The following is a 23,040-nucleotide window of genomic DNA, read 5'->3' as shown; positions in this document are numbered from 1 at the left end:
GGGACACCTCATGACCATATGTGCCGCCATCCAGATGGCCTCCGGACCACAAGTCAGCGCCAATTTGCTCGAAGCCGAGAAACAGATCGCTGAAGCCGTAAAAGCCGGCGCGAAACTGGTGGCTTTGCCGGAAAATTTCGCCATTATGGGCATGAACGAATACGACAAAGTGAAAGTCAGCGAACAGGATGGCTCAGGCCCTATCCAGGACTTTCTGGCCACCACCGCGAAAAAATACGGGGTTTGGGTGATAGGCGGCACGATGCCGATGCAGGCCACCGCCCCCAACAAAGTCCGCGCCGCCTGTTTGATTTACAACGAACAAGGCGACCGGGTCGCCCGCTACGATAAGGTGCATTTGTTCGACGTCAGCGTGCCGGACACCGCCGAAGAATACCGCGAATCCGATTCGGTGGAAGCCGGCGACGCCTCCTGCGTGATCGATACGCCATTCGGCCGACTTGGTGTAGCGGTTTGCTACGATTTGCGTTTCCCGGAGTTTTTCCGGCCAATGACCCGGCAAGGCCTGGATATATTGGTCATTCCTTCCGCATTTACCGCCAAAACCGGCGCCGCGCACTGGGAAGTGTTATTGCGAGCCCGCGCCATCGAAAACCTCTGCTACGTCATTGCCCCAAATCAAGGCGGCTTTCATATGAATGGTCGGCAAACCTACGGCCACAGCATGGTGATCGATCCGTGGGGCGTGGTGCTTGACTGTTACAAAACCGGCCCAGGCTTCGTCAGTGCCGAAATCGATAAAAGCCGCCTGGAAAAAACCCGCTTGTCTTTCCCTGTGTTGGAACACAGACGCTTTTTTTGCGAGTGAGCTTTATGTTGTTAAGAACCCTGACTTACGGCCTACCGTGCCTGTTGCTGACAGCTTGCGCGGATGCGCCGGACAAATACCGCGACACCCATCACTTGGAACTGCCGCCGGTTTTACCGATAGAACACACCAATCCGCAGCCGGCAGTGGCTGCCGACGATTTAAAGCCCAAGTCGGCTCTGGCCGATTTGATGGCGTTTACCGACGAAGGGGGCAAGCCCGTGCTTACCTTAAAAACCCGCCCCGACCGGGCTTGGGAAATGGTCGCCACGGCATTGAAAATCAGCAATATCGAAGTGCTGGATAAAAGCCAGGAAGATCAACGCTTCCAGGTGCGTTATGACCCAGACACCAGCGGCAAGGATGTCGGCTTGTTGCGCTCCTTATTGAATAATGATTACGACGAAGCCGAGTACACCATCAAGTTGAAAGAAGAGCGGCGAGGCTTAACCGTCAATGCCAACCTAACAAAACCGGACGACTTGGAGTTTGGCGAAGATGGCTCGGCAGAGCTGATACGCCTGCTACACAAGGCCATAGACGAAAAAATCATCAACCGCCAACCTGACAAGAAGACCGACGAATAAGCGGGAAGGGTTGAGTTAAGCGTCGTCACGTCGCCAATGCCCGGACTTGCCGCCGCTTTTTTCCAGCAAGCGCACCCCTTGAATCGTCATGCCGCGGTCCACGGCTTTGCACATATCGTAAATAGTCAACAAGGCAATCTGAGTCGCGGTGAGCGCTTCCATTTCCACGCCGGTTTGGCCGGTGGTCTTCACTGTGGTTTGACAATAGACCCGACTCAAGTCGGTTTGGGCTTGCAGGCTAAGCTCGACATGGCTGATCGGTAAAGGGTGGCAGAGCGGAATCAAATCGGCGGTTTTTTTACTGGCCATAATGCCGGCAATGCGGGCGATGCCCAGCACGTCGCCCTTCTTGTGGGTGCCGGCCACAATCAGCGCCAAGGTTTCCGGCTGCATCTCGATGTACCCCTCGCAAACCGCTTGACGCTGGGTGATGGCCTTATCCCCGACATCCACCATATGGGCTTCTCCAGCGGCATTAAAATGAGTGAGCGTCGAATTGGACATGGCATACTAGGCAAGTTAAATCAGTCAAGCATTGTATTACCGGGTGAATGAAGATGTCGATTAAAGTGCTTTACTTTGCAAGCTTGAAGGACCGCTTAGGTCGTAGCGGCGACGAACTCACAATCGAGGCGCCGCTGACGGTACTTGAGGTTTGGCAACGGCTTAATCCGAACGTGGACATGCCCGATACGATGTTGGCGGCGATCAATATGGAGTATGTCGGGCTGGATGCTGAAGTTGACGACGGCGACGAAGTGGCGTTTTTTCCACCGGTGACCGGAGGTTGAAATGATGACCATCAAACTCAGCGGCGAGATTTTCGATCCCTGGCAAGAACTGGCCGATTTTCAAGCCCAAGCTGTCGACATGGCCGGCAAATACGGCGCTACCGGCGTCTTTGTCGGCACCATGCGCGACTTTAATCAAGGTGACGAGGTACGCGGCATGTACTTGGAACATTATCCGGGCATGACCGAAAAACAATTGCAGCATATTGTCGAACAAACCCAAAGCCAGTGGCAGTTGTTGGATGTGTTGCTGATCCACCGCATCGGCCACGTATCACCCAACGATACGCTGGTGCTGGTGGCGGTGTGGTCCGCGCATCGCGGCGACGCTTTTGACGCCAGCCGCTTCATTATGGAAAACTTGAAAAGTCAGGCGCCGTTTTGGAAACGAGAAACCTTGGAATCCGGGCAAATACGCTGGGTAGAAAAAAACAGTAACGGCTATCTAAAGCAACCTTAGGGCTGTTAAGACTGGCGCAAATTACCCGTAGACTTTGTATCGGCAGCATAATTTACCGTTGGCATTTCGCCCAATGACTGGGCTTGCAGCTGCTGTTGCAGTTCGGCAATTTGCTGGTTGGATTGAGTAAGCTGCTGTTTCAATTCATTTATGGTTTCATGCAGATATTCGAAGTGAACTTGAAAATAGCGCGCAGACGGGAAGCTGGCATCCAAGGCTTCCGGCGACATTTTGTCCAATTTGGTTCTAGATCGTCTTGTTTTCATATTACACCTAATCATCATTCTCGGCTAAAGCATACCCATCCGGCATGATTGCTATGATGCTGTTAATAGTAAGACGTTCCAGAACGCAAATCCCCCACTTAAAATACTAAATATTTTCGCAAGCGCTCCACGCGTCAAGCAAACTTGCCCGGCAACCAGCCACGCTCGACGCATTCCCGAAAATTCCATTGCGGCATATCCTCGGTTTTATAGCTCCAGAAAAACCACCCCAGATACTTTTCGAACACGGCCAGCTGGGCGGCCGCGTAACCGCGACAAGCGATATCGAATTGAATATCGTCCATCTGCGTATGGGCATGATCGAAAGACCCGTCGGCCCAAAGTGCCGCCAGTTTTGCATCCAAACCCAAACTCCATTCGCCGACATAGGTCGGCAAACCAAGACCGCCGATGATCTCGTCAGCTTCGGTTTTCCAGTCGCAAACAACTTTTTGCAGATGCCGATAAATATCCTTGTCGATATCGTCCTGCACAAAACATTGATAACGGTGTATATCGAAGATCACGTTGCCATAATCGGGCAGCTGTAAAAAACCGGCGTATTCGCGAAACGACCGGAAACCATCATGAAATATCACCGCCACCTGTTCGGCCGGACAATGGCGGCGAATGCGCCAATAAGCGGCATCGGTGTAACGTTGCAACAATTCCGTATCCACATCCCAGCGCGGCTCGTTTAACACCTCAATCCCATGCAAGGCCGGGCGCTTGCCGTAACGCTGCGCCAATCGTTCCAGAGTCTCCAGGGAATAGTCGATATAGGCGTCTTGGGTATGCCACTCGCAGACATCCTGGATGCCGCCATTATCGAAACCGTTCTGACAGCCGGGCGCGGCATGTAGATCGACAACGACCTTTAACCCAAATTCTTCGGCCCAATCGAAAGCACGATCAAGCACCTCTGCACCGCCGCCGACAAAGGGATGCCGTGCCGCGCCGAAACTATGATGATAGGGGTAATCGGCCGCGAACAGCCAGTAGCCAACCGGGATGCGCACCGCATTGATCCCGACTTGCGCCAACCAGGCAAAGTCGGCGCGGGTGATGAAGGTTTGCCAATGCTGCTGCAAACGCGTTTCTGCGTCGCGGCCCAATTCGACGCACCAACCGGTTTCGTCCCTGGCATTCAACCCGGCAAACAAACTGGGGGTCATCCATTTTTCTAAAACCAACCAACCGCCCAGATTCACACCGCGCAGCTTGTTAGCAGACGTCATGACAACCCCCGTAACAACGGATGCCCTAGAACAACTTACCCGTTAACAGAGGGTAATCCGCCGTTTGTACAAGGCCTGTATGTTGGGCTGCTTGGTGATGGTCAGTACTGCCGAATCCGAGAGCCTTTTATGAATCATATTAACCATATCCACTTCACCTTCGGGGTCGAGTGAATCGAAGGCTTCCTGCATCAGTATCCATTTAGGTTTGTGCAACAACAGCCGCACTAGGCCCAAACGTTGTTTCTGTTCACGCTCAAGATTCTTCTCCCAATCAGCAACCTGATCGAGCTGCTCTTCCAGCTCTTTCACACCGGCCAGTTCAAGGGTATTTTCCAAAACCTGCTGATCGAAAGCGGAAGGGTCGGATGGGTAGCAAATTGACGCGCGCAAAGTGCCGGTCGGTAGATACGGACGCGGCGGCATAAAGAACATTCTTTCATCATTCGGCAATTCGATCACGCCTTCGCCCCACGGCCAAAGGCCTGCTATGGCTTTGAACAGCTTATTACCGGAAAAGGCGTTACCGGCAATCAACACCCGCTCTCCGGCCTTGATTTCTTCGTTAAGGGTAGATACGCAGATAATTCTGTCTAAACGCGAAATGCATAAATCGCGAAATGCCAATACGGATTTGTCACTTTTAACCAAACGAATTCGATACGGATCGGGTTTGGCGATTTCCCGCTCCAATTGTTCCAAAGCCTTGCTCAATCCCAATACCCGCTCGACTGAGGCGCGCCATTCCGCAACCTTACCCATATTGTCAACCGGCCAGGACAAAGCCGCGACCATTTGCTGGAAAGCCTGCGCGGATTGCATTAATGCCCCCAGGCTGATAGTACCCAGAATGAAGCGCGGTGCCGACACCAGAATAGGGAACGCCATCGACAGTATCGAATAACCAGAGCTGAACATGGTGATACGTTGCCAAGCATGGGTTTGCTGATTCCAGGCGTCGACAATATTCCCGAATAAGCGGTGAAAATGCGGATTCTCATGGCGCTCACCGTGGATCAAGGCAATGGCTTGCGCATTCTCGCGGGCTTTGACCAGCGCGAAGCGGAAATTGGCTTCCACGGTCTGTCTGTTGTCGGTAGCCATGGTGAGCGGTTTACCGATCCACCAACCCAGCGTGGATGCGCTAGCGGCGTAAATCAGCGCCAACCAGACCAGATGGCCTTGAATGGGGATTTCGACCAAACCTAAATTTACCGTAACGGTCCCTGACAAGGTCCACAGTATCTCGGTAAAACTGGTCAACAACAGTAAGCAATAAAAAAAAGTGTGTAACAAATCAATTGCGTATTCAGTGGAAATGCGCACATCTTCTGCGATCCGGCCATCAGGATTATCATGCTGCCCCGGCAAATGAGTAACCAGATAGTGTCGGCCGTCGCGCATCCATTGGCCGATCAATTTGTCGGTTAGCCAACCCCGCCAACTCAATTGCAAACGACGTTTGACGACCAGATGGGTAGCTGTAATCGCCATATTCGCGATAAAAATCAAGACGATCAGGCCAACCTGGGTAAACAGTCTGGACATAGAGCGCTGCTCCAAGGCATCGAATAAATCCGCGCTCCATTCGGTAATAATCACCGACACTGCAATTTGCGCCACTGTCAACGCGACCAAAAACGCCGATAAGGTCCGGATGGTCGTCTTATTTTCCGAGCACCAGAACGGGCCTGCTAATCGGACGAATTGCATAAAAAATTTGCTGGTTGTTCGCAAGGCCGTACTCCTCGTTTAAGGTCGTCGCGCAATATAACAAAATTAAACACATCGATAACCATCAAATGTATTGGTATGCAGCTGCCTGCGCCTCAGGCTAAGGATAGGTTTTTGTGTTTTATGGAGAAAACAGAGGGACAAATCAGGATTGGAGATTGTTTGGCCAGCTTGGTTTAGCCGGTTTGCGACGAGCGATGATTACCGCTCGTCGGCGGGCGTTGCGTAATTATCGTTTCATCGACTCAAAGAACGCGGCATTGGTTTTAAAGTCTTTGAGTTTACCCAATAGAAATTCGGATGCCGCCAGTTCGTCCATCGGTTGCAGGATTTTCCGCAAAATCCAGGTTTTTTGCAGTTCGTCAGGATCAACCAGATATTCTTCACGGCGGGTGCCGGAGCGGTTGATGTTAATGGCCGGATAGATCCGTTTCTCAGCGATTTTCCGCTCCAGATGCAGTTCCATGTTACCGGTACCTTTGAATTCTTCGAAGATCACCTCGTCCATCCGCGAGCCGGTTTCGACCAGTGCGGTGGCGATGATGGTCAAACTGCCGCCTTCTTCTATATTCCGCGCCGCACCGAAAAAGCGTTTGGGTTTTTCCAGCGCGTTGGCATCCACACCGCCGGACAACAATTTGCCGGATGAAGGCACCACCATGTTGTAAGCGCGGGCCAGACGGGTAATCGAGTCTAACAGTATAACCACGTCGTGCTTGTGCTCAACCATGCGCCGGGCTTTTTCGATGACCATATCGGCCACTTGCACGTGGCGGGTGGCCGGTTCGTCGAAGGTACTGGAGACCACTTCGCCGCGCACGCAACGCTCCATCTCGGTCACCTCTTCCGGGCGTTCGTCGATCAGCAGTACGATCAGGTAGCATTCGGGATTATTCTCGGCAATGGCATGGGCAATGCTTTGCATGATCATGGTTTTACCGGCTTTCGGCGGAGAAACGATCAGGCCGCGCTGGCCTTTACCGATAGGGGCAATCAAGTCGATGATACGGGCGGTTAAATCTTCGCTGGTACCGTTGCCTTGCTCCAGGCGGAAGCGTTTGTTGGCAAACAGCGGTGTCAGGTTGGAAAAGGAAATCTTGTTTTTGGATTGCTCGGGCGATTCGAAGTTGATGCTTTCCACCTTCAACATCGCGAAATAACGTTCACCTTCCTTGGGTGGGCGAATTTTACCGCTGACCGTATCGCCGGTGCGCAAACCGAAACGTCGGATCTGGCTGGGCGATACATAAATATCGTCGGGGCCCGCCAAATAAGAACAACCGGGGGTTCTTAAAAAACCGAATCCGTCCGCCAGTATTTCCAAAACCCCATCGCCAAAAATATCTTCCCCGCTCTTAGCCTGTTTCTTCAAAATCGCAAAAATCAATTCCTGCTTTCGGGCTCTGTCGATATTTTCCAGCCCCAAGGACTCGGCAATTGCAATGATTTCAGTGACTTGTTTAAGTTTTAACTCGGTAAGATTCATGTTGATTAAGGGAAATGAAAGAAATGCAAAACAGCAGAGTGCTGTTTACAGCGGCAGGTAGTTGTTGGATTAATTAAGGACGTTCAGAATGCGAAGAAGCAAGCGGAGAAAATTCTAGCGCAATAACCGGACTTATCAAAAACATTTTTAATAAATCCGGTGATTCGGCTCGATTTAGAGGTTGCTATCGATAAACGCAGCCAATTGGGATTTGGTTAAGGCGCCAACTTTAGTCGCTTCCACTTCGCCGCCCTTGAAAAGCATCAAAGTCGGAATACCTCGTACACCGTAGTGCTGAGGCGTTTTGGGGTTTTCGTCGATATTCAGCTTGGCAACAGTGAGTTTGCCTTGATACTCGGATGCAATTTCATCCAAAACCGGGGCGATCATTTTGCACGGACCACACCATTCTGCCCAATAATCGACCAATACCGGCGTACCGGCTTTCAACACAGTTTCATTAAAATCAGCGTCTGATACATGAAGGACTAGGTCGCTCACGCCATTCTCCATTAGTTTACAAAGTCAAGACTATAGTTTCGCGGCGCTTTAATTGTCAATCGATTTCAACCGCGCGGCTTTTTAGTTTATTCTATCGGGCTATGAAGAAAACACATTTAACGGAAACGCGTTTTAGCAATTTGGAGCTGTCCGACTCCATCATCAAAGGTCTGAAAGAAGCAGGATTCATCAACTGCACGCCGATTCAGGATAAATCTTTGCCCTTGTCGTTAAGAGGCAAAGACATTGCCGGCCAAGCCCAAACCGGCACCGGTAAAACCGCCACGTTTCTGCTGGCAACCTTTCAGCATCTGATCAACGACGAAAGCGAAAAAATCAAGAACCCGCGCGCGCTGATTCTCGCACCAACCCGCGAACTGGCTATCCAGATTCACAAAGATGCGGTTGCTCTGAGCAAGTATCTGAACCTGAAGTTTGCGCTGATCTACGGCGGTACCGACTACCAAAAGCAGTTGGATAAAATCAAAGGCAATGTCGACATCATTATCGGCACGCCGGGCCGCATCATCGATTTTTACCGGCAAGGCGCGTTCACGCTGGATAACATCCAGGTCACCGTGATGGACGAAGCCGACCGCATGTTCGATTTGGGCTTTATCAAGGACATCCGCTTCCTGCTGCGCCGCATGCCGCCGGCAGAAAAGCGTTTGAATATGCTGTTTTCCGCTACGTTGTCTTATAAAGTCACCGAACTGGCTTATGAGCACATGAACAACCCGGTGCTGATTCGCATCGAATCCGAGGAAGTGACTTCCAAAGCCATCAATCAAGTGGCTTACTGTCCGGCCAACGAGCAAAAAATCCCGCTGTTGCTGGGCTTGCTGAAACATCACCAACCGCAGCGCAGCATCGTCTTCGTCAACACCAAACGCTGCGCCGAGCAGCTGGACGATTATCTGGCTGCCAACGGCCACAAAGTGGCCATGCTCAGCGGGGACGTGCCGCAGGAAAAGCGCCAGCGCTTGCTCAATGATTTTCAGGAAAATCGGGTCACACTCTTGATTGCGACCGACGTAGCCGCGCGCGGTTTACACATCCCCGACGTATCGCATGTGTTCAATTACGACTTGCCGCAGGACGTTGAGGATTACGTGCATCGGATCGGCCGTACCGCCCGTTTTGGTGCCAGCGGCGAGGCGATCAGCTTTATTTGCGAGGAATACGCTTACTCGATGCCGGACATCGAGGATTACATCGGCGAGAAAGTGCCGGTGCAAACCATCACCCCGGAATTGATGGTGGAAGACGTAATCAAACCCGAACGACGTGAGCCGCGCGAACGGGTCATGCAGCGCGACAAACGCCCGCCGCGCGCGGATCACAAACCCAGGGAGCACCGGCCGCCCCGCCCAGCAACTGCTACAAACCAGGCATCAACGCCCGAAAATCCTCCACCGCCACAAACTCAGCAACCTGCTTAACCGGCCGTTGACTATCCGGCTTGCTGATCGACACTAGATGAGCAATGCCGAACGTCCGGGCGGACGTCAGCACGGCAACACTATCGTCTACCAGCAACGTTCTGTCCTTTGCAAACAGATGTTTATCTTGCAGGATTTGCCAAAAACCTTGCTGCTCCTTGGCAAAACCAAAATCATGCGACGAAACAATTTCATCAAAAAACGCCTGTAAACACGTCTTTTCCATCTTCAGATTCAAACTGTCTCGATGAGCGTTTGTCACCAACAATAAGCGTTTGCCGCTGGCTCGCACAGCATCCAGAAACTCGGTGACGTGTGGATGCACCGCAATCAAGCCAGCCAACTCCTGCTTCATTCCGGCGATATTCAAAGCCAATTCCTGGGTCCAATAATCCAGGCAATACCATTCCAGTCTGCCTTCCATCGCCTTGAAACGCGGCGCCAACTGCTGTTTGGCGTCCTCAAGCGTTAGGCTGTGCAGTTCGGCAAAGCGCAAGGGCACAAACTCCTGCCAAAAATGATTATCGAAATTCAAATCCAGCAAAGTGCCGTCCATATCCAACAGCACGGTATCGATTTGTTTCCAGTCGAGCATGTCAGTTTATCCTTATCATTCAATAGCGCTTGTCGTTCCCAAACACAGCCTTAATGAGTTTTTTATTCTAACCGGAAAATCGCCAAGTTCAGCTAGGCTTGATGTCTATAAGAAAAAGGATTAAAAGCTTGCATATCTGTGTTGTCCGGCATCAGCCGTCGAAAGGAGTTAAATTCATGAGTACCATGAGAGTGCGGACCCGTTTAGGCCTGGGATTCAGCGGTGTCCTACTGTTATTGGCCATTATTGCCGGCATCAGCATCAACGGCATGAACGACCTGCTGTCCAACATCGACAATATGGTCAACGATAAATTTCCGAAAACGGTCTGGGCCAATAATGTCATCAGCAACATCAACGTTATCGCCCGCTCGATGCGTAATACCCTGATTATCAAAGATCGAGCCGCCATTGATAAGGAATTGGCCCGTATTCAAGACGCGCGCCGCACCATCAAGGAAAACCTGGATAAACTCGACGAGAGTATTAGCAGCGTGGAAGGTAAAGCCGTACTCAAAAAAGTGCTGGATGCCCGTACACCTTACGTGACCGCCCAGGATCAGTTCATCAAATTGGCCGGAGAGGGTAAGCAAGCGGAAGCAACGGATTTCCTGCTGACTCAAGTCAGGAAGTTACAAACCGAGTATATAGATTCAGTAGCCGCGCTAATCGAGTTTCAAACCAAACTAATGAAACAATCCGGAGTAGAAGCCAAGGAAACGGTTAATCAAAGCGTTAACTTGATTACCACATTGGCGCTAATTTCCGTGGTGATTGGCGGCGTTGCCGGCTATCTGATTACTAAAAGCTTAATGACGCAGCTTGGCGGAGAACCCAGCTATGCTGCCGAAGCGGTCAATACCATGGCCGCCGGCGACCTTTCCGTGGCGATAGAACTGCGGGAAGGCGACCACAGCAGTTTGCTGTACGATTTAAAAGGCATGCGCGACCAGCTCAGTAACGTCGTACAGCAAGTTCTGGGTAACGCCGACGTATTAAGCTCCGCGTCCAAGGAAGTTAGCGCTACCGCGCAATCGATCAGCCAAGCCACCACCGAGCAGGCGGCCAGTGTCGAAGAAACCACCAGCTCCATCGAACAACTCAGCGCTTCGGTTCAGCAAAATACCGAAAACGCTCACGTTACCGAACAGATGGCCGGCAAATCCGCCAGCGAGGCCAAACAAGGCGGGGAAGCGGTGATCGAAACGGTCAATGCCATGAAACACATTGCGAAAAAAATCGGGCTAATCGAAGATATTGCCTACAAAACCAATTTATTATCCTTAAACGCGGCAATCGAAGCCGCTTCCGCCGGCGAACACGGTAAAGGCTTTGCCGTGGTGGCGGCGGAAGTCCGTAAACTGGCGGAAAGCAGCCGCACCACGGCGGCGGAAATCAACGAACTGGCTTCCAACAGCGTCTCGATTGCCGAAAAAGCCGGCGTACTCATCGGCCATGTTCTACCGGACATCGTTAAAACGGCGGACCTGGTGCAAGAGATCAATGCAGCGTCTGCCGAACAAGCCAGCGGCATCAAACAAATCAGCGAGGCCATGCGTCAGCTGGACAGAGTTACTCAACAAAACGCGGCCGCCTCGGAAGAAATGGCGGCAACCGCCGAGGAATTGAACGGCCAAGCCGAACAACTGCAAAACGTGGTTGGTTTTTTCAAGTTAGCCAACAGTTAGAAGTGCTTTTGCGCGGATCTTAGCGTCAAAAGCAAACCCACTTTAGCAACCAAGTTGTAGAACCTGAGCCGATGCCCAACAGACCGAAAATTCTGAAACAAACCGTCATCGCCCAAACCCGGCAATTCTGCATCGAAGCTCTGGACCTGGAGTTTAGCAACGGTGAGCGCCGCCAATACGAGCGTCTGGCCCGCAGCGCCTCGCATGGCGCGGTGCTGATTGTGCCGATGTTGGATGCAGACACGGTGCTGCTGGTTCGGGAATATGCCGCCGGCATCCATCGTTACGAACTGGGCTTACCCAAAGGCAAGCTCGATGCCGGCGAAGACATGCTGGACGCCGCCAATCGCGAGTTGAAAGAAGAAATCGGTTACGGCGCTGCCAAGTTACAGCATTTGCACCGCGTATCGCTGGCGCCGGCCTATTTGGAACACACGATAGATATTATTCTCGCCGAAGAACTGTATCCGGAAAAACTGGTCGGCGACGAGCCGGAAGAGCTGCAAGTGGTGCCTTGGCCGTTGAATAGTATCGATACCTTGTTAGCCAGCGGCGAATGCAGTGAAGCCCGTTCGATTGCCGCGTTGTATATGGCTTTGGCGCATCTGAACGGGCGCGGCTGAGCTGTCGTACAGCTGCGGATAGACAAGATCTTGCACCTCTACAGCTTCGAACCTTAGATCTTGAACAAGGGCTCTAAACCGTCGTTGCTTTTCCCCTCGCCGCTGGTCGCTGCGGGTTTGGTAGAAAATGCCTGCCAAAGATTCCGGCCTTGCCAATCCTGATTCCGCCCGGAATATAACAAGCGATTCAGTGCCAAAATCTCTTCACGGAGTGCCCCGGTACAATGCGCCGCAATCGCCCCCAAACTCTCCGCGCCGAACTCGGCCTTACCCCATTGCAGCAAGGCCTGTTTGGCGGCCTGCGGGTTATTTTCCCAACAAGCGCGTTTCAGGGTCTTTTCCAGCGCGGTTTCCGGCACAAGCTCAACGCGTTTGGCCGTTGAACCTTTGGTGGATGGGCGACGATACAACACAACGATAGTCAGCAACCAGCCCAGTGCCAAAGTCGCCGATACCGCTTGCCAAATACGGGTATCGCTGCTGCTGGTAACAGTAATCGGCGACGTGGTCACTGGGCTGGTTGCCGGCTCTTGCGGCGCACTCGATGTAGCGGGCGTAGCCGGCACTTGCGTATCCGTTGCGCCGGCCAAAGCGGTCAGCTTGACGCTGGGCAGATGCGCGGTTTCCGTTTTCTGGGTTTTGGTGTTGAACCAAACGATGTCCAGCGCCGGCAAACTGTATTCGCCGGGCTTGGAAGGGATGAAGGCAATTTTTTCCTCGCGCAGTGCGGTCAAGCCGTCGCTTTCCTTATCTTCCTTCAGCACTGGTTGATCCGGATAGGTTTTGATACCGTCGATAGCGGTCTTATCGAGCAACTCCGGTAACTGGCCCACCGTGGCACCTTTCGCGCTGAGCGTCAGCGTGCGGGTCAAGGGTTCGCCGACTTTGGTTTGCAGGCTAGAGTCGGACCAGGTTTCGCTAAGTTTTAATGACTCGGCGCTCAACCAGTTCGGGCCTTTAAAGCTGGCCGGCACCGCTTGTACGTTTAAAGTGATGGCTTTGGAAGCCACCCGCCGGGTTTCTGTATCCGGCCGATTGAAGAAGCCGTTAAAACGCGGTTGGCGTTGATTGCTCAGGTATTCGGCATTCAAGATCAACGGCGCAATGGTAAACACGCCGCTTTGCTGCGGAAAAATGGCATATTTGCGTTCCGTCACCCAATAATCCACGCCCTTGATCTGGGTGGCGTAGGTACTGTCCTCGCCCAGTTTTTCGACTAGCGCATCCTTGATCTCCGGCTCGCTAAGACTGGCCTGGGTAATCTGTACTTTGCGGAACAACTTCAGCGTGTACAACACCTGCGACTGCACGTAAGGTTGCTCGGGCGTGGCTGTCACGTCCAGAAATATGTCGTCGTTGCCTTGCGGAGCGGCGGTATTTTCGTTGACGACCAGTTTCAAAGGCTTGCTGCTGTCGGCGCCGAAGGCAATCGGCGGAATGAACAACTCGCCGGCTTGTTTGGCCATCGCCCGCAAAACCCACTGTTCGCTACGACTGCTCTTGCCATTCACCCACGACGAATTACTGCTGCGTTGCTGACTGAGAATTTCGAAATTTTCCTGCAAGGGCGCGAAATCGGGGTTGCCGTCCGGATCTTCGCTGGCCGTGAAGGTAATCTGAAACGATTCGTTAAGGCCGACCGGATTGCGATCAACCGCCACTTGAATCTCCGCCGCCTGTATCGCGGTGCTCAACAGCATTAACAGGCCATACAACAGCCACGCGCAATAATGTCTATGCATACAATTGATCATTTACTTCATCGAAAAAGGTTTATGTATATCGCGGCGATCATCGAACCATCCGTATAACACCGGCAATACCACCAGCGTCAGCAGCGTGGAACTAATCAAGCCGCCTATCACCACGATAGCCAAGGGCTTTTGCACTTCGGAACCGGGGCCGATGGCAAACAAAAACGGCACCAGACCCAGCAAGGCCACCGTGGCCGTCATCATCACCGGCCGAAAACGCTGTTCGCAACCGCGCCGTATCGCATAATCCAGACTCAGGCCGCTTTCCCGCTGCGAACGGATATACGACACCAATACCACGCCATTCAGCACCGCTATGCCCCACAAGGCGATGAATCCCACCGAAGCCGGCACCGACAGGTACTCGCCGCTGAGAAACAGCGTGATGATGCCGCCAATCGACGCAAACGGCAGCACCAGAATAATTAATGCGGCAAAGCGCAGCGATTTAAACAGCATAAACAACAAAAAGAAAATCGCCGCGATGGTGACCGGGATGATCATCTGCAAATGTCCCAAAGCTCGTTCCATATTCTGGAACTGGCCTCCCCATTGCAAATAATAGCCTTCCGGCAATTGCACCTTGTCGGCCACGGCTTTTTGCAGCTCGGCGACGAAGCCGCCCAAATCCCGGTCGCGAACGTTTATACCCACCACGATGCGGCGTTTACCCATTTCCCGGCTGATCAAGGCCGGGCCGTCGTTTAAGGTGATGTTGCTGACATCGCCCAGCGGCACGCGCGCGCCGTTCGCGGAGGTCAGCATCAACGCGTCGATAGCGCCGATATTATTCCGAAATTGCTCCGGCAAACGCACCGCCGCCGAAAAGCGCCGTTCGCCTTGATAAATCTCGGTCGCCACCTTGCCGGCTATCGCGGTTTCTATGACGTCGTGAATGTCCGCTGCATTCAAACCGTGGCGGGCGATGGCTTGCCTATCGACGGTGATATTTAAATATTGCTGACCGGTCAGGCGCTCAACCCGAATATCGCGAGCACCGTTCACGCTGTTGGCTACGCCGGCAATAGCGTCCGCCAGGCGTTTCAGTTCAGCCAGATCGTCGCCGAAGACTTTCACCGCTACATCGGAGCGCACGCCGGTGACCATTTCGTCCACCCGGTCGGAAATCGGCTGCGCCATCACCACCTGCATGCCGGGCAGATTTTCGGTGAGTTTCGCGCTCATCGCATCGGCTATATCGTCCTGAGTCCAGCCTTTCGGCCATTCTTCCCGCGGTTTCAACGTAACGATGGGCGTCGATTCGTTTTGCGCTTGCGGATCGGCCGGACTTTCGCCGCGACCCACGCCGCTGACCACGGTTTTCACGCCGGGAATTTCCATCACCATCTTCATCGCCTGCATTTCCACATTGATGCTTTCCTCAAGCGAAATATTCGGCATCCGGTTAATCCCCGGCACGATGGAGCCTTCCTTCATCTCCGGAATGAACGATGTGCCCAGCAAGGGCAGTAAGGCCAACGTGGCGGCAAACACGCCGACCGCACCGCCCACCACTTTCAACCGATTGGCCATCGCCCAATCCAGCATTCGTAAATAAATCCGTTTAATGAAGGCGATCAGCTTAGTGTCGTGCTCGCCGTCGTGCCCCTCCAGTAAAAAAGCGCATAGTACCGGCGACAAGGTCAGCGACACGATCAGCGAAATCAGCAACGCTATCGCGATGGTATACGCCAGCGGCGCGAACATCTTGCCTTCCATGCCTTGCAGCGTCATCAGCGGTAAAAATACCAATATGATGATACCCACGCCGAACAGCACTGGTGTCGCAACTTCTTGCGCGGCGGTCATCACTACTTTCACCCGGCTGGTGGCGCGGCCCTTGCGTTCGCCGAGCAGTCGAAACGCGTTTTCCACCACCACCACCGAGCCGTCCACCATTAAACCAATCGCAATCGCCAAGCCGCCCAGCGACATCAGATTAGCGGAAAGACCGAGCTGATTCATCGCGATAAACGTCACCAAGGGCGTGACGATCAAGGTGCTGACCACGATCAGGCTGGAACGCACATCGCCCAAAAACAGGAACAACACGATCACCACCAAGACGATACCTTCCAGCAGAACCTTGGTCACGGTATGCAAGGCCGCATCGACCAGATCGCTACGGTCGTAATAGGAGATAATTTTCAGGCCATGCGGGAGCATGCCTTTCGCGTTGATGTCCGCCACTCGCGCCTTGATCCGGCTCACCACTTCCTTGGCGTTACCGCCGCGTAACATCATAACGACGCCACCGACCGCTTCGGTATAGCCATCCTTAAGGACCGCGCCAACCCGAACTTCATGGCCGATTTTGATTTCGGCAACATCGTGCATATGCACGGGCACGGCGTTTTCTTCCTTCAAGACGATATTGCCGATGTCTTTGACTTCGTTGATCAAACCGACGCCGCGAATCAGGTATTGCTCGGCATAATGCGCCAGCACGCCGCCGCCGCTGTTGGCGTTATTTCTGGCCAGCGCCTCGAATACTTCATTCAAGGAAATCCGATAGTGATGCAGGCGATTGGGATTGACCAAGACCTGGTATTGCTTGACATAGCCGCCCTGGGAATTGATTTCCGCGACGCCGGGAATCCCACGCAACAGCGGCCGCACCACCCAGTCCTGCGCTTCGCGGCGCTGTTGCAATTCCTCCTGGGTCAAGGCCCGCTGGCCGTCGTCGTCGCGTTCCAAGGTGTATTGATAGACCTCGCCCAAACCGGTGGACACCGGCCCCAGCACCGGATTGATACCTTCCGGCATCTGCTGCTTCACCTCTATCAGCCGTTCCATCACCAATTGCCGGGCAAAATACACTTCGGTGCTATCGGTGAAAATCAAGGTAATCAACGACAAGCCGTTTTTGTTCATCGAACGCATTTCTTCCAGGCCGGGCAGGCCGGCCATCGCTATTTCCAGGGGCACGGTGACCAGACGTTCAACTTCGTCCGGCGAGCGGCCGGTGGCTTCGGTGGCGATTTGGACCTGGATATTGGTGACATCCGGGAACGCATCCACCGACAACTGCTGCACGGCGCGCACCCCGAACAGCGTGACCGCCACCGCCAGCACCGCCACCAGCACGCGCTGATGCAGAGCGGCTGCAATAAGGCTATTAATCATGCTTTACTCCAAGGTGCTGCGCAGGCGTTCGTTATTTAAATGAAACGCACCGCCCACGACAATTTTTTCACCCGCTTTCAAGCCTTCCAGCAAGGGTCGTTTCTGGGCTTCTTCGCGACCCAGCCGCACCGGGCGTAATTCAAAACGTGCTGAGCCGGTGTCGACAAACACAAAATCCTTATCATTTTCCCTAACCACTGCCTGACTGGGGACGATTAAAGTTTGCGAACCGGGCTTGCTGATTTTCAAGGTGGCCAGCATCTGCGGCTTGAACAATCGCTGCGGATTGGCCAAGGCCATCCGCACCGTCACCGTGCGGGTGTCGGAATCGACCATATCGGCGACATAAATCAGCTTGCCGCTAACCTCCTGCCCCGGCAACGCCGGCACCTCGGCGAAGGCTTGATCACCTTGCCGCGCCCAATGCGCTTGTTGCTCGGGAATTTCCGCAACCAGCCATAGCTGCGACAAATCCGCAACGGTATACAAGCTGTCCGCCGGCTGCACCACCTGGCCGATGGCGACGTTACGCTCGATCACCACCCCGTCTATGCTGGCGGTAACCGGCGAAAAGGAGTGAATACTGCGTTGTTTGTCCAGGCGTTTTAAATCGGCTTCGCTCATGCCCATCACCCGCAACTGATCGCTGGCAGCACGTAAATCAACATCCGCTTCGGTCAACACGCTCTGCCGCTCCTGAAACTCGGCCTCCGCGATCACACCGCTTTCCAGCAAGCGCTCGGCGCGTTTGACGGTAATCCGGCGTAAATTGACTTGAGACGCGGCTTTCAAATAGTCGGACTGCGCTTTGCCCAACTCGGTACTGTTCAGTAGCGCCAGACGTTCGCCCTTTTTCACTGCTTGACCGAGCATGGCATCGATTTCGGTAATCCGCCCGGTAACCGAGGCACCGATGCGCGCGACCCTATGTTGATCCAATTCCACCCTGGCCGAAAGATTCAGAGATTCACCGACTTCGCCGGGTTTAACCTCGGCGATGCTCAGCAGCTTTAACAAGGCGGGCGAGGCTTCCAGGACCGGTTTCAAATCGGCGCCAAAGGCGGGTAAGGCAAAACTCAGCAAAAATAGCGCTGCCATAAGTGGCGAGGAGCGGAATGGAGTCTGGAGCGAGGAGGTCATGGTCTTTCCTTTAAACAAAATAATTTTTTCAAGCAATTAACTAATAACGGACTATGCCGGATGCAAGCCACGTTAGCGGATAGCTTGGTTGGCGCCTATTGCGCTTTTGGCCGACAAACGCAATTTAACGAAGCGCTAAATTGCGGCGTCGGGCGGCATTTGGCTAACCAACACCTTGTCAATGCGAGTGCCGTCGATATCGACGATCTCGAAACGCCATTGCCGGAATTCGAAGTTGTCCGTTACTTGGGGAATTTTTTCCAGGTAAAACAGAATGAAGCCGCCCACAGTGTGATAGGCATTGTCGGCCTCTCCGGGTAAATTGCCGTCCATACCGATCACCGTTTTCAAACGCTGAATCGATAAGCCGCCATCCACCAACCACGAACCATCGCTACGTTGCACCACATCAATGTCCAGATTGGTGCGACTGGGCAGGTGGCCGACGATGGCTTTCAGCACATCACTGAGCGTCACCAAGCCCTCAATGTCGCCATATTCGTCTACGACCAGCGCCAGATCGGCTCGCTTTTCCTGGAAAAACTCCAGTAATTGCCTTAGCGTCATGGCTTCCGGCACATATAACGGCGCATGCAGGATAGGCTCAATATCCAAGCCTGCTCCGGCCATTGCCGGTTTCAGCAGATCGCTTCTTTGCAAGATTCCGACCACATTTTCCAGACCGTCTCGGCAGATTACCGCCCGGGCGTAGGGGCAGTCGGCGATTTCGGCGCGCACTGTCGCGTCCGGATCGCTTAAATCGATAGCGTATATCTGTTGACGGGGCGTCATGGCCGCGCCGAGCATTTGTTCATCCAGTTGCAAGACGTTGCCGACCAAATGGCTTTCGCTGGCGTGAAACACGCCGGATTCCGCACCGATTTCCATCAGCAGTTTGATTTCTTCGTTGGTGACACTGGTCTGCGGCGGCCGATGCGCGCCGAATAGCCGTAGTATCAACGTGCTGGACGACGACAGCAGCCAGACGACCGGACTGGCAATCTGCGACAGCGTATGCATAGGCCGGGCGATAAACACCGCAATCCGCTCCGGATGCAGCAAAGCCAGCCGCTTGGGCACCAGTTCGCCGATGACTACGGAACAATAAGTAATCAGAAAGACTGTGGCGATCAGCGCAATACTCTGGGCATAGGGCGCCAGCAGGGGGATGTTCAGCAGTTGCCGATACAAAGGCTCGGTCAAAGCATCCTCGCCCAACGCACCGCTGAGAATACCGACAGACGTGATGCCGACCTGCACCGTGGATAAAAACCGCGACGGATCTTTATGTAGTTTCAGTGCGGTACGTGCACCGGCGCGTTTTTCGCCGGCCAGTTTTTGTAGGCGGGCCAGCCCGGACGAGACCAGCGACATTTCCGACATCGCAAACACGCCGTTGATCAGGATCAAAATCAGTATTAAGCCTATATCCATCGTTTCATAGCACCACGAGTTGTTAGAGTGTCGGGCTTACGGTGCCTGGTTTTAATCAAGACGAAAGCCACCTTGAATTTTCAGTCTGTATTCCTACCGGGATTTACCATGCAGGACCGGACTGGTTAGCTCGATTGCGCTGACCGTATTGATATTTGAATTTACGCTTCAACAAGCCGGTCGGCTCGTCCGGTATGCGCTTCAATAATTGCTCGTTGGCACGTTCTGTTTCATTTTTTTCCGTGGCTTGCGCAGCTTTTTCCTGGTCTGTCGGCTCTTGCTTGGGCGGCTGCGGCTCAGCTTGCTGTTTGGCCTCCGCTTCGGACTGTTGGTCTTCTTTCGCCTTATTTTGTTCCGCGTCCTGCTTGGCGTCGGCTTTTTGCTGGTCTTGGGGCTTTTGCTCCTGCTGCGAGTCTTTATCGTCTTGATCAGACTTGCCGTCCTGCTGTTGCTGTTTTTGCTGTTGATCGGACGATTTCTGTTTGTCCTGTTTTTGCTCGTCTTGCTGATTTTGGTCCTGCTGATTTTGTTGTTCCTGTTCTTTCAGCTTCTTCTCGACCAGTTCCTTATTGTATTTCGCATCCTGATGCTTAGGATCAAGTTGCAGCGCCTGTTGATAGGCTTGCACGGCTTCCTGCAACTGGCCGGCCTTAGCCAAGGCATTGCCGCGGTTGTAATGGCCTTCCGCGCTTTGGGTGTTTTTCAAGGTCTCGGCGGCTTCTTGATATTGACCGGCCTTGTATTGGGCGGCGGCGCGCCAATCCGGGTTGTCGAACTGCTCGGCAGCTTGTTGATATTGCTGTTGCTCGAAAGCCTGCTTGGCGCGCTGATCCGGCGTTTGCCATAGGCTCTGCCAGTCCAGCGCGTAGCTGTTCTTCGGCAACGGCAATAAACACAGCAAGGCCAATAACAAACCTTTTCTAAATTGCAAAGCCGCCCACGGTAATACTAACAACAGCAGCCAGGGACCTTTTTCATCCCATTGTTGCAACAACAGATTGCTATCCAAATTTTCGCCACCGGTGTCGGCGCTATTGAACAAACGCCCCAAATTCTCGACATCCGCATCGTTTGCGGTCACCGGCTGATAAATACCGCGACCATGCTGGGCTAACGTGCTCAGCGCTGCCTCGTCCAACTTCGCGACCACGATAGCGCCATTACTGTCCTTTAAAAACCCGGCCCCCTGTAACTGGATAGGCGCCCCTTCCGGCGTACCCATCGCCAGTACCGAGAGCCGATAATCGCCCAGCCAGTGTTCGGCCTGCTCGGCCACATCGGCATCGGCGCCGTCGGTGACCAGCAGGATATGTCCCTTGACCAGGCCAGCCTGGCGCAGCAAAGCCACCGCCGCATTCAGCGCCACGCCGGTGTTGCTGCCCGGACTGGGCATGATGTCGGTGGTCAGCGCGGCCAATTGGCTATCGATGGTAGCGGTATCGTTGGTCAACGGTGTGACGGTAAAGGCATCGCCGCCGTAGACCAGCAGCGCGGTTTGACCGTCCTTGCGTTGCTTCAGTAAATCGGCGATTTTGTAGCGGGCCTTACCGATACGGCTGGGTTTGATGTCGGCGGCATCCATGGATTTGGACAAATCCAGCGCAATCACCAGCGCAGCGTCGTTTCTAAAAGCCGGGCCCGGCAAACGCTGCCAGGTCGGACCGGCCAATGCAACGATGGTCAACAACGCGGCAAAACCGGCGCCGAACAAATTGCCGCGCGACTGTTGCAGCGGTTTGTCTTGCAAAATAAAGGGCAACAACTCGGCATCGCAGACTTCGCTCCAGTTACCGCGCCCATGCCGATGCCGCACCAACAAGATCAAAAACAGCGCGGCCGGTAATACAGCCAGCAACCACCAGGGCCGCAGGAAATGAAAATCGGCAAAATTCATGACCACCTCAATCGGGCCAAGGTTAACCAGCCCGTCAATAACAAGGCCAGGCCCAGCGGCCAATAAAACAATTCGCTGCGCGGCCGGAAGTATTGTTTGTCTTTTTCAACCGGTTCCAGTTGATCCAGCATGCGGTAGATTTTTTCCAGCTCTTCGGTGTTTCGAGCCCGGAAATAATGGCCACCGGTGGCGTCGGCAATCGCGGTCAGAGTCTTTTCGTCCAGATCGGCGGAGGGGTTGACGCGGCGGGTGCCGAACAGGCTGCGCACCAACACTTCGTCGGCGCCTATGCCTATCGTGTAGATTTTCAGTTTGTGTTCTGCAGCCAGTTCAGCAGCTTTCAAAGGCGTCAACTCCCCGGCGGTATTGGCGCCGTCGGTCAACAAAATCAACACCCGGCTGGCATCTTGCTGCTGTTGCAGACGTTTGATTGCCAAACCGATAGCGTCGCCTATCGAGGTTTTCGGGTCGTCCTCGGTAATGCCGATAAACGCCTCGTGCAGCAGGGTTTGCACAGTCTTGCGATCAAAGGTCAACGGCACATGTAAATAGGCTTGCGTACCGAACAGGATCAAACCCAAGCGGTCGCCGACCCGGCGTTGAATAAAATCGCCGGCCACTTGCTTGATGGCAGTTAACCGATCGACGCGCTGCTTGCCGAGGATGAAATCTTCCTCCTGCATACTGCCGGACACGTCCACAGCCAGCATCAAGTCGCGGCCGCTGACTGCTTGCTCGATGGGTTCGCCCAGCCATTGCGGACGAGCGGCCGCCACCAGCAAACATACCCAGGCCAACGCCGCCAACCACAGCGGCCAGCGCCTATCGCTGCTGACTACCCGACTGGCGCTGGGGCCGAAATCGTCCAGAAACGGTACTTTCAATGCCGCTTGTTGGGCGACGGCACGTGCCGGCAACAGCCAACGCAATAACAGCGGTAGCGGTAACAACCATAACAACCAAGGCCAGTGCAATTCGATCATCTTTTTTTCGCCTGCTGCTTCAACCAGCGTTCGCACAACTCGAATAACGCCTCCAGTTCTGCGTCGGACGGTGGTGTTTGCCGGTAATGGCCGTCGGCTAGACAACGGCCGGGACCTTGACTAAACGGTGCATCCGGCAAGGATTGGTCCAGGTAGCTCAGCCAAGCCTCGCCACGCAAGCTGGCCGCATCGCTACGCGGCGCGGTACTGATGGCTACGCGCCGCAACAAGGCGGACAAGGCCGCCAGGGTCTGTCTGGCATCGGCCCCTCTATCCCGGCGAATGGCGGACAACAACTTGGCGGCAGTTTTGGCCGCAGTCTGGCGGCGGATGCGTTTATAAAAATAACGGCACAAAAAAATCAGTAACGGCAACAATACCGCTAACAACCACCAGCCCGGCGCCGGCGGCCAAAATGTCACCGAATCGGGCAAATGAATATCTTTTAAAGGCAATGGTTCCATGTTGA

21 protein-coding genes are annotated in these 23,040 nt (G+C 53.8%); 7 read left to right on the top strand and 14 right to left on the bottom strand.

The features are described 5' to 3' along the window. The first annotated feature begins 10 nt into the window (after positions 1-10). A complete protein-coding gene (locus G006_RS0114890) occupies positions 11-829 on the top strand; it encodes a carbon-nitrogen hydrolase family protein (protein ID WP_026147072.1) in 819 nt (272 codons plus the stop codon). A gap of 5 nt (positions 830-834) precedes the next feature. Then, the gene (locus G006_RS0114885) at positions 835-1,416 is read left to right on the top strand and encodes an outer membrane protein assembly factor BamC (RefSeq protein WP_020484003.1); all 582 of its coding nucleotides are present in this window, start codon (positions 835-837) and stop codon (positions 1,414-1,416) included. A gap of 15 nt (positions 1,417-1,431) precedes the next feature. Here G006_RS0114885 and moaC read toward each other — a convergent pair whose 3' ends face one another. Then, positions 1,432-1,920, bottom strand: a complete 489-nt coding sequence (gene moaC, locus G006_RS0114880; protein ID WP_026147071.1) for a cyclic pyranopterin monophosphate synthase MoaC — start codon at positions 1,918-1,920, stop codon at positions 1,432-1,434. A gap of 53 nt (positions 1,921-1,973) precedes the next feature. Here moaC and G006_RS0114875 point away from each other — a divergent pair, with 53 nt between their 5' ends. Continuing rightward, positions 1,974-2,207, top strand: coding sequence for a MoaD/ThiS family protein (locus G006_RS0114875; RefSeq protein WP_020484001.1), 234 nt, complete (start codon positions 1,974-1,976; stop codon positions 2,205-2,207). Between the two features lie 4 nt (positions 2,208-2,211). Continuing rightward, entirely contained in the window at positions 2,212-2,667 is a 456-nt protein-coding gene (locus G006_RS0114870; protein ID WP_033194253.1) for a molybdopterin synthase catalytic subunit, read from the top strand. Between the two features lie 5 nt (positions 2,668-2,672). Here the strand turns inward: G006_RS0114870 and G006_RS25625 are convergent, their stop codons facing one another. The 5 genes from G006_RS25625 to trxA all read right to left on the bottom strand — a co-directional run bounded on the left by G006_RS25625 (position 2,673) and on the right by trxA (position 7,892). Further along, positions 2,673-2,933, bottom strand: coding sequence for a hypothetical protein (locus G006_RS25625; RefSeq protein WP_020483999.1), 261 nt, complete (start codon positions 2,931-2,933; stop codon positions 2,673-2,675). A 134-nt stretch (positions 2,934-3,067) separates the two neighbouring features. Beyond that, positions 3,068-4,171, bottom strand: a complete 1,104-nt coding sequence (locus tag G006_RS0114860; RefSeq protein WP_020483998.1) for a glycoside hydrolase family 5 protein — start codon at positions 4,169-4,171, stop codon at positions 3,068-3,070. 42 nt (positions 4,172-4,213) lie between these two features. Next, positions 4,214-5,884, bottom strand: a complete 1,671-nt coding sequence (locus G006_RS0114855) for an ABC transporter ATP-binding protein/permease (protein ID WP_020483997.1) — start codon at positions 5,882-5,884, stop codon at positions 4,214-4,216. Between the two features lie 250 nt (positions 5,885-6,134). Next, complete coding sequence (gene rho, locus G006_RS0114850) at positions 6,135-7,391, bottom strand: transcription termination factor Rho (RefSeq protein WP_020483996.1); 1,257 nt, start codon at positions 7,389-7,391, stop codon at positions 6,135-6,137. Positions 7,392-7,565: 174 nt separating this feature from the next. Next, entirely contained in the window at positions 7,566-7,892 is a 327-nt protein-coding gene (gene trxA, locus G006_RS0114845; RefSeq protein WP_020483995.1) for a thioredoxin TrxA, read from the bottom strand. A 101-nt stretch (positions 7,893-7,993) separates the two neighbouring features. Between trxA and rhlB the strand changes: the two genes are divergently transcribed. After that, positions 7,994-9,334, top strand: coding sequence for an ATP-dependent RNA helicase RhlB (gene rhlB, locus G006_RS0114840; RefSeq protein ID WP_020483994.1), 1,341 nt, complete (start codon positions 7,994-7,996; stop codon positions 9,332-9,334). Here the strand turns inward: rhlB and yrfG are convergent. Continuing rightward, entirely contained in the window at positions 9,273-9,929 is a 657-nt protein-coding gene (yrfG, locus tag G006_RS0114835) for a GMP/IMP nucleotidase (RefSeq protein WP_020483993.1), read from the bottom strand. The genes rhlB and yrfG overlap by 62 nt on opposite strands. Positions 9,930-10,105: 176 nt before the next feature. Between yrfG and G006_RS0114830 the strand changes: the two genes are divergently transcribed. Then, positions 10,106-11,617: a methyl-accepting chemotaxis protein gene (locus G006_RS0114830; protein WP_020483992.1), complete on the top strand. Its 1,512-nt coding sequence runs from the start codon at positions 10,106-10,108 to the stop codon at positions 11,615-11,617. Between the two features lie 71 nt (positions 11,618-11,688). Further along, entirely contained in the window at positions 11,689-12,240 is a 552-nt protein-coding gene (nudE, locus tag G006_RS0114825; protein ID WP_020483991.1) for an ADP compounds hydrolase NudE, read from the top strand. A 53-nt stretch (positions 12,241-12,293) separates the two neighbouring features. Here nudE and G006_RS0114820 read toward each other — a convergent pair whose 3' ends face one another. From G006_RS0114820 to G006_RS0114790, 7 genes are all read right to left on the bottom strand, one after another. Beyond that, complete coding sequence (locus G006_RS0114820; RefSeq protein WP_235048863.1) at positions 12,294-13,982, bottom strand: BatD family protein; 1,689 nt, start codon at positions 13,980-13,982, stop codon at positions 12,294-12,296. Between the two features lie 12 nt (positions 13,983-13,994). Next, entirely contained in the window at positions 13,995-17,120 is a 3,126-nt protein-coding gene (locus G006_RS0114815; RefSeq protein WP_020483989.1) for an efflux RND transporter permease subunit, read from the bottom strand. Positions 17,121-17,123: 3 nt separating this feature from the next. Beyond that, positions 17,124-18,260, bottom strand: coding sequence for an efflux RND transporter periplasmic adaptor subunit (locus G006_RS0114810; protein ID WP_235048862.1), 1,137 nt, complete (start codon positions 18,258-18,260; stop codon positions 17,124-17,126). Positions 18,261-18,395: 135 nt separating this feature from the next. Further along, a complete protein-coding gene (locus tag G006_RS0114805) occupies positions 18,396-19,694 on the bottom strand; it encodes a hemolysin family protein (RefSeq protein WP_020483987.1) in 1,299 nt (432 codons plus the stop codon). Positions 19,695-19,797: 103 nt separating this feature from the next. After that, the gene (locus G006_RS0114800; protein WP_020483986.1) at positions 19,798-21,588 is read right to left on the bottom strand and encodes a vWA domain-containing protein; all 1,791 of its coding nucleotides are present in this window, start codon (positions 21,586-21,588) and stop codon (positions 19,798-19,800) included. Continuing rightward, positions 21,585-22,571 (bottom strand): vWA domain-containing protein, encoded by a 987-nt coding sequence (locus G006_RS0114795; RefSeq protein ID WP_020483985.1) that lies wholly within the window; start codon positions 22,569-22,571, stop codon positions 21,585-21,587. The genes G006_RS0114800 and G006_RS0114795 overlap by 4 nt, the downstream gene beginning before the upstream one ends. Continuing rightward, the gene (locus G006_RS0114790) at positions 22,568-23,035 is read right to left on the bottom strand and encodes a DUF4381 domain-containing protein (RefSeq protein ID WP_020483984.1); all 468 of its coding nucleotides are present in this window, start codon (positions 23,033-23,035) and stop codon (positions 22,568-22,570) included. Before G006_RS0114790 ends, G006_RS0114795 begins: the two co-directional genes overlap by 4 nt. Between the last annotated feature and the right edge of the window lie 5 nt (positions 23,036-23,040).

The sequence above is a fragment of the Methylomonas sp. MK1 genome, from assembly GCF_000365425.1.
Classification (GTDB): Bacteria; Pseudomonadota; Gammaproteobacteria; order Methylococcales; family Methylomonadaceae; genus Methylomonas.
This window is presented reverse-complemented; position numbering and strand designations above follow the sequence as displayed.

Coding starts and splice junctions, on each gene's coding strand:
- G006_RS0114890 (WP_026147072.1), top strand. CDS start 11: ATGACCATATGTGCCGCCATCCAGATGGCCTCCGGACCACAAGTCAGC.
- G006_RS0114885 (WP_020484003.1), top strand. CDS start 835: ATGTTGTTAAGAACCCTGACTTACGGCCTACCGTGCCTGTTGCTGACA.
- moaC (WP_026147071.1), bottom strand. CDS start 1,920: ATGTCCAATTCGACGCTCACTCATTTTAATGCCGCTGGAGAAGCCCAT.
- G006_RS0114875 (WP_020484001.1), top strand. CDS start 1,974: ATGTCGATTAAAGTGCTTTACTTTGCAAGCTTGAAGGACCGCTTAGGT.
- G006_RS0114870 (WP_033194253.1), top strand. CDS start 2,212: ATGACCATCAAACTCAGCGGCGAGATTTTCGATCCCTGGCAAGAACTG.
- G006_RS25625 (WP_020483999.1), bottom strand. CDS start 2,933: ATGAAAACAAGACGATCTAGAACCAAATTGGACAAAATGTCGCCGGAA.
- G006_RS0114860 (WP_020483998.1), bottom strand. CDS start 4,171: ATGACGTCTGCTAACAAGCTGCGCGGTGTGAATCTGGGCGGTTGGTTG.
- G006_RS0114855 (WP_020483997.1), bottom strand. CDS start 5,884: ATGCAATTCGTCCGATTAGCAGGCCCGTTCTGGTGCTCGGAAAATAAG.
- rho (WP_020483996.1), bottom strand. CDS start 7,391: ATGAATCTTACCGAGTTAAAACTTAAACAAGTCACTGAAATCATTGCA.
- rhlB (WP_020483994.1), top strand. CDS start 7,994: ATGAAGAAAACACATTTAACGGAAACGCGTTTTAGCAATTTGGAGCTG.
- yrfG (WP_020483993.1), bottom strand. CDS start 9,929: ATGCTCGACTGGAAACAAATCGATACCGTGCTGTTGGATATGGACGGC.
- G006_RS0114830 (WP_020483992.1), top strand. CDS start 10,106: ATGAGTACCATGAGAGTGCGGACCCGTTTAGGCCTGGGATTCAGCGGT.
- nudE (WP_020483991.1), top strand. CDS start 11,689: ATGCCCAACAGACCGAAAATTCTGAAACAAACCGTCATCGCCCAAACC.
- G006_RS0114820 (WP_235048863.1), bottom strand. CDS start 13,982: ATGCATAGACATTATTGCGCGTGGCTGTTGTATGGCCTGTTAATGCTG.
- G006_RS0114815 (WP_020483989.1), bottom strand. CDS start 17,120: ATGATTAATAGCCTTATTGCAGCCGCTCTGCATCAGCGCGTGCTGGTG.
- G006_RS0114810 (WP_235048862.1), bottom strand. CDS start 18,260: ATGACCTCCTCGCTCCAGACTCCATTCCGCTCCTCGCCACTTATGGCA.
- G006_RS0114805 (WP_020483987.1), bottom strand. CDS start 19,694: ATGGATATAGGCTTAATACTGATTTTGATCCTGATCAACGGCGTGTTT.
- G006_RS0114800 (WP_020483986.1), bottom strand. CDS start 21,588: ATGAATTTTGCCGATTTTCATTTCCTGCGGCCCTGGTGGTTGCTGGCT.
- G006_RS0114795 (WP_020483985.1), bottom strand. CDS start 22,571: ATGATCGAATTGCACTGGCCTTGGTTGTTATGGTTGTTACCGCTACCG.
- G006_RS0114790 (WP_020483984.1), bottom strand. CDS start 23,035: ATGGAACCATTGCCTTTAAAAGATATTCATTTGCCCGATTCGGTGACA.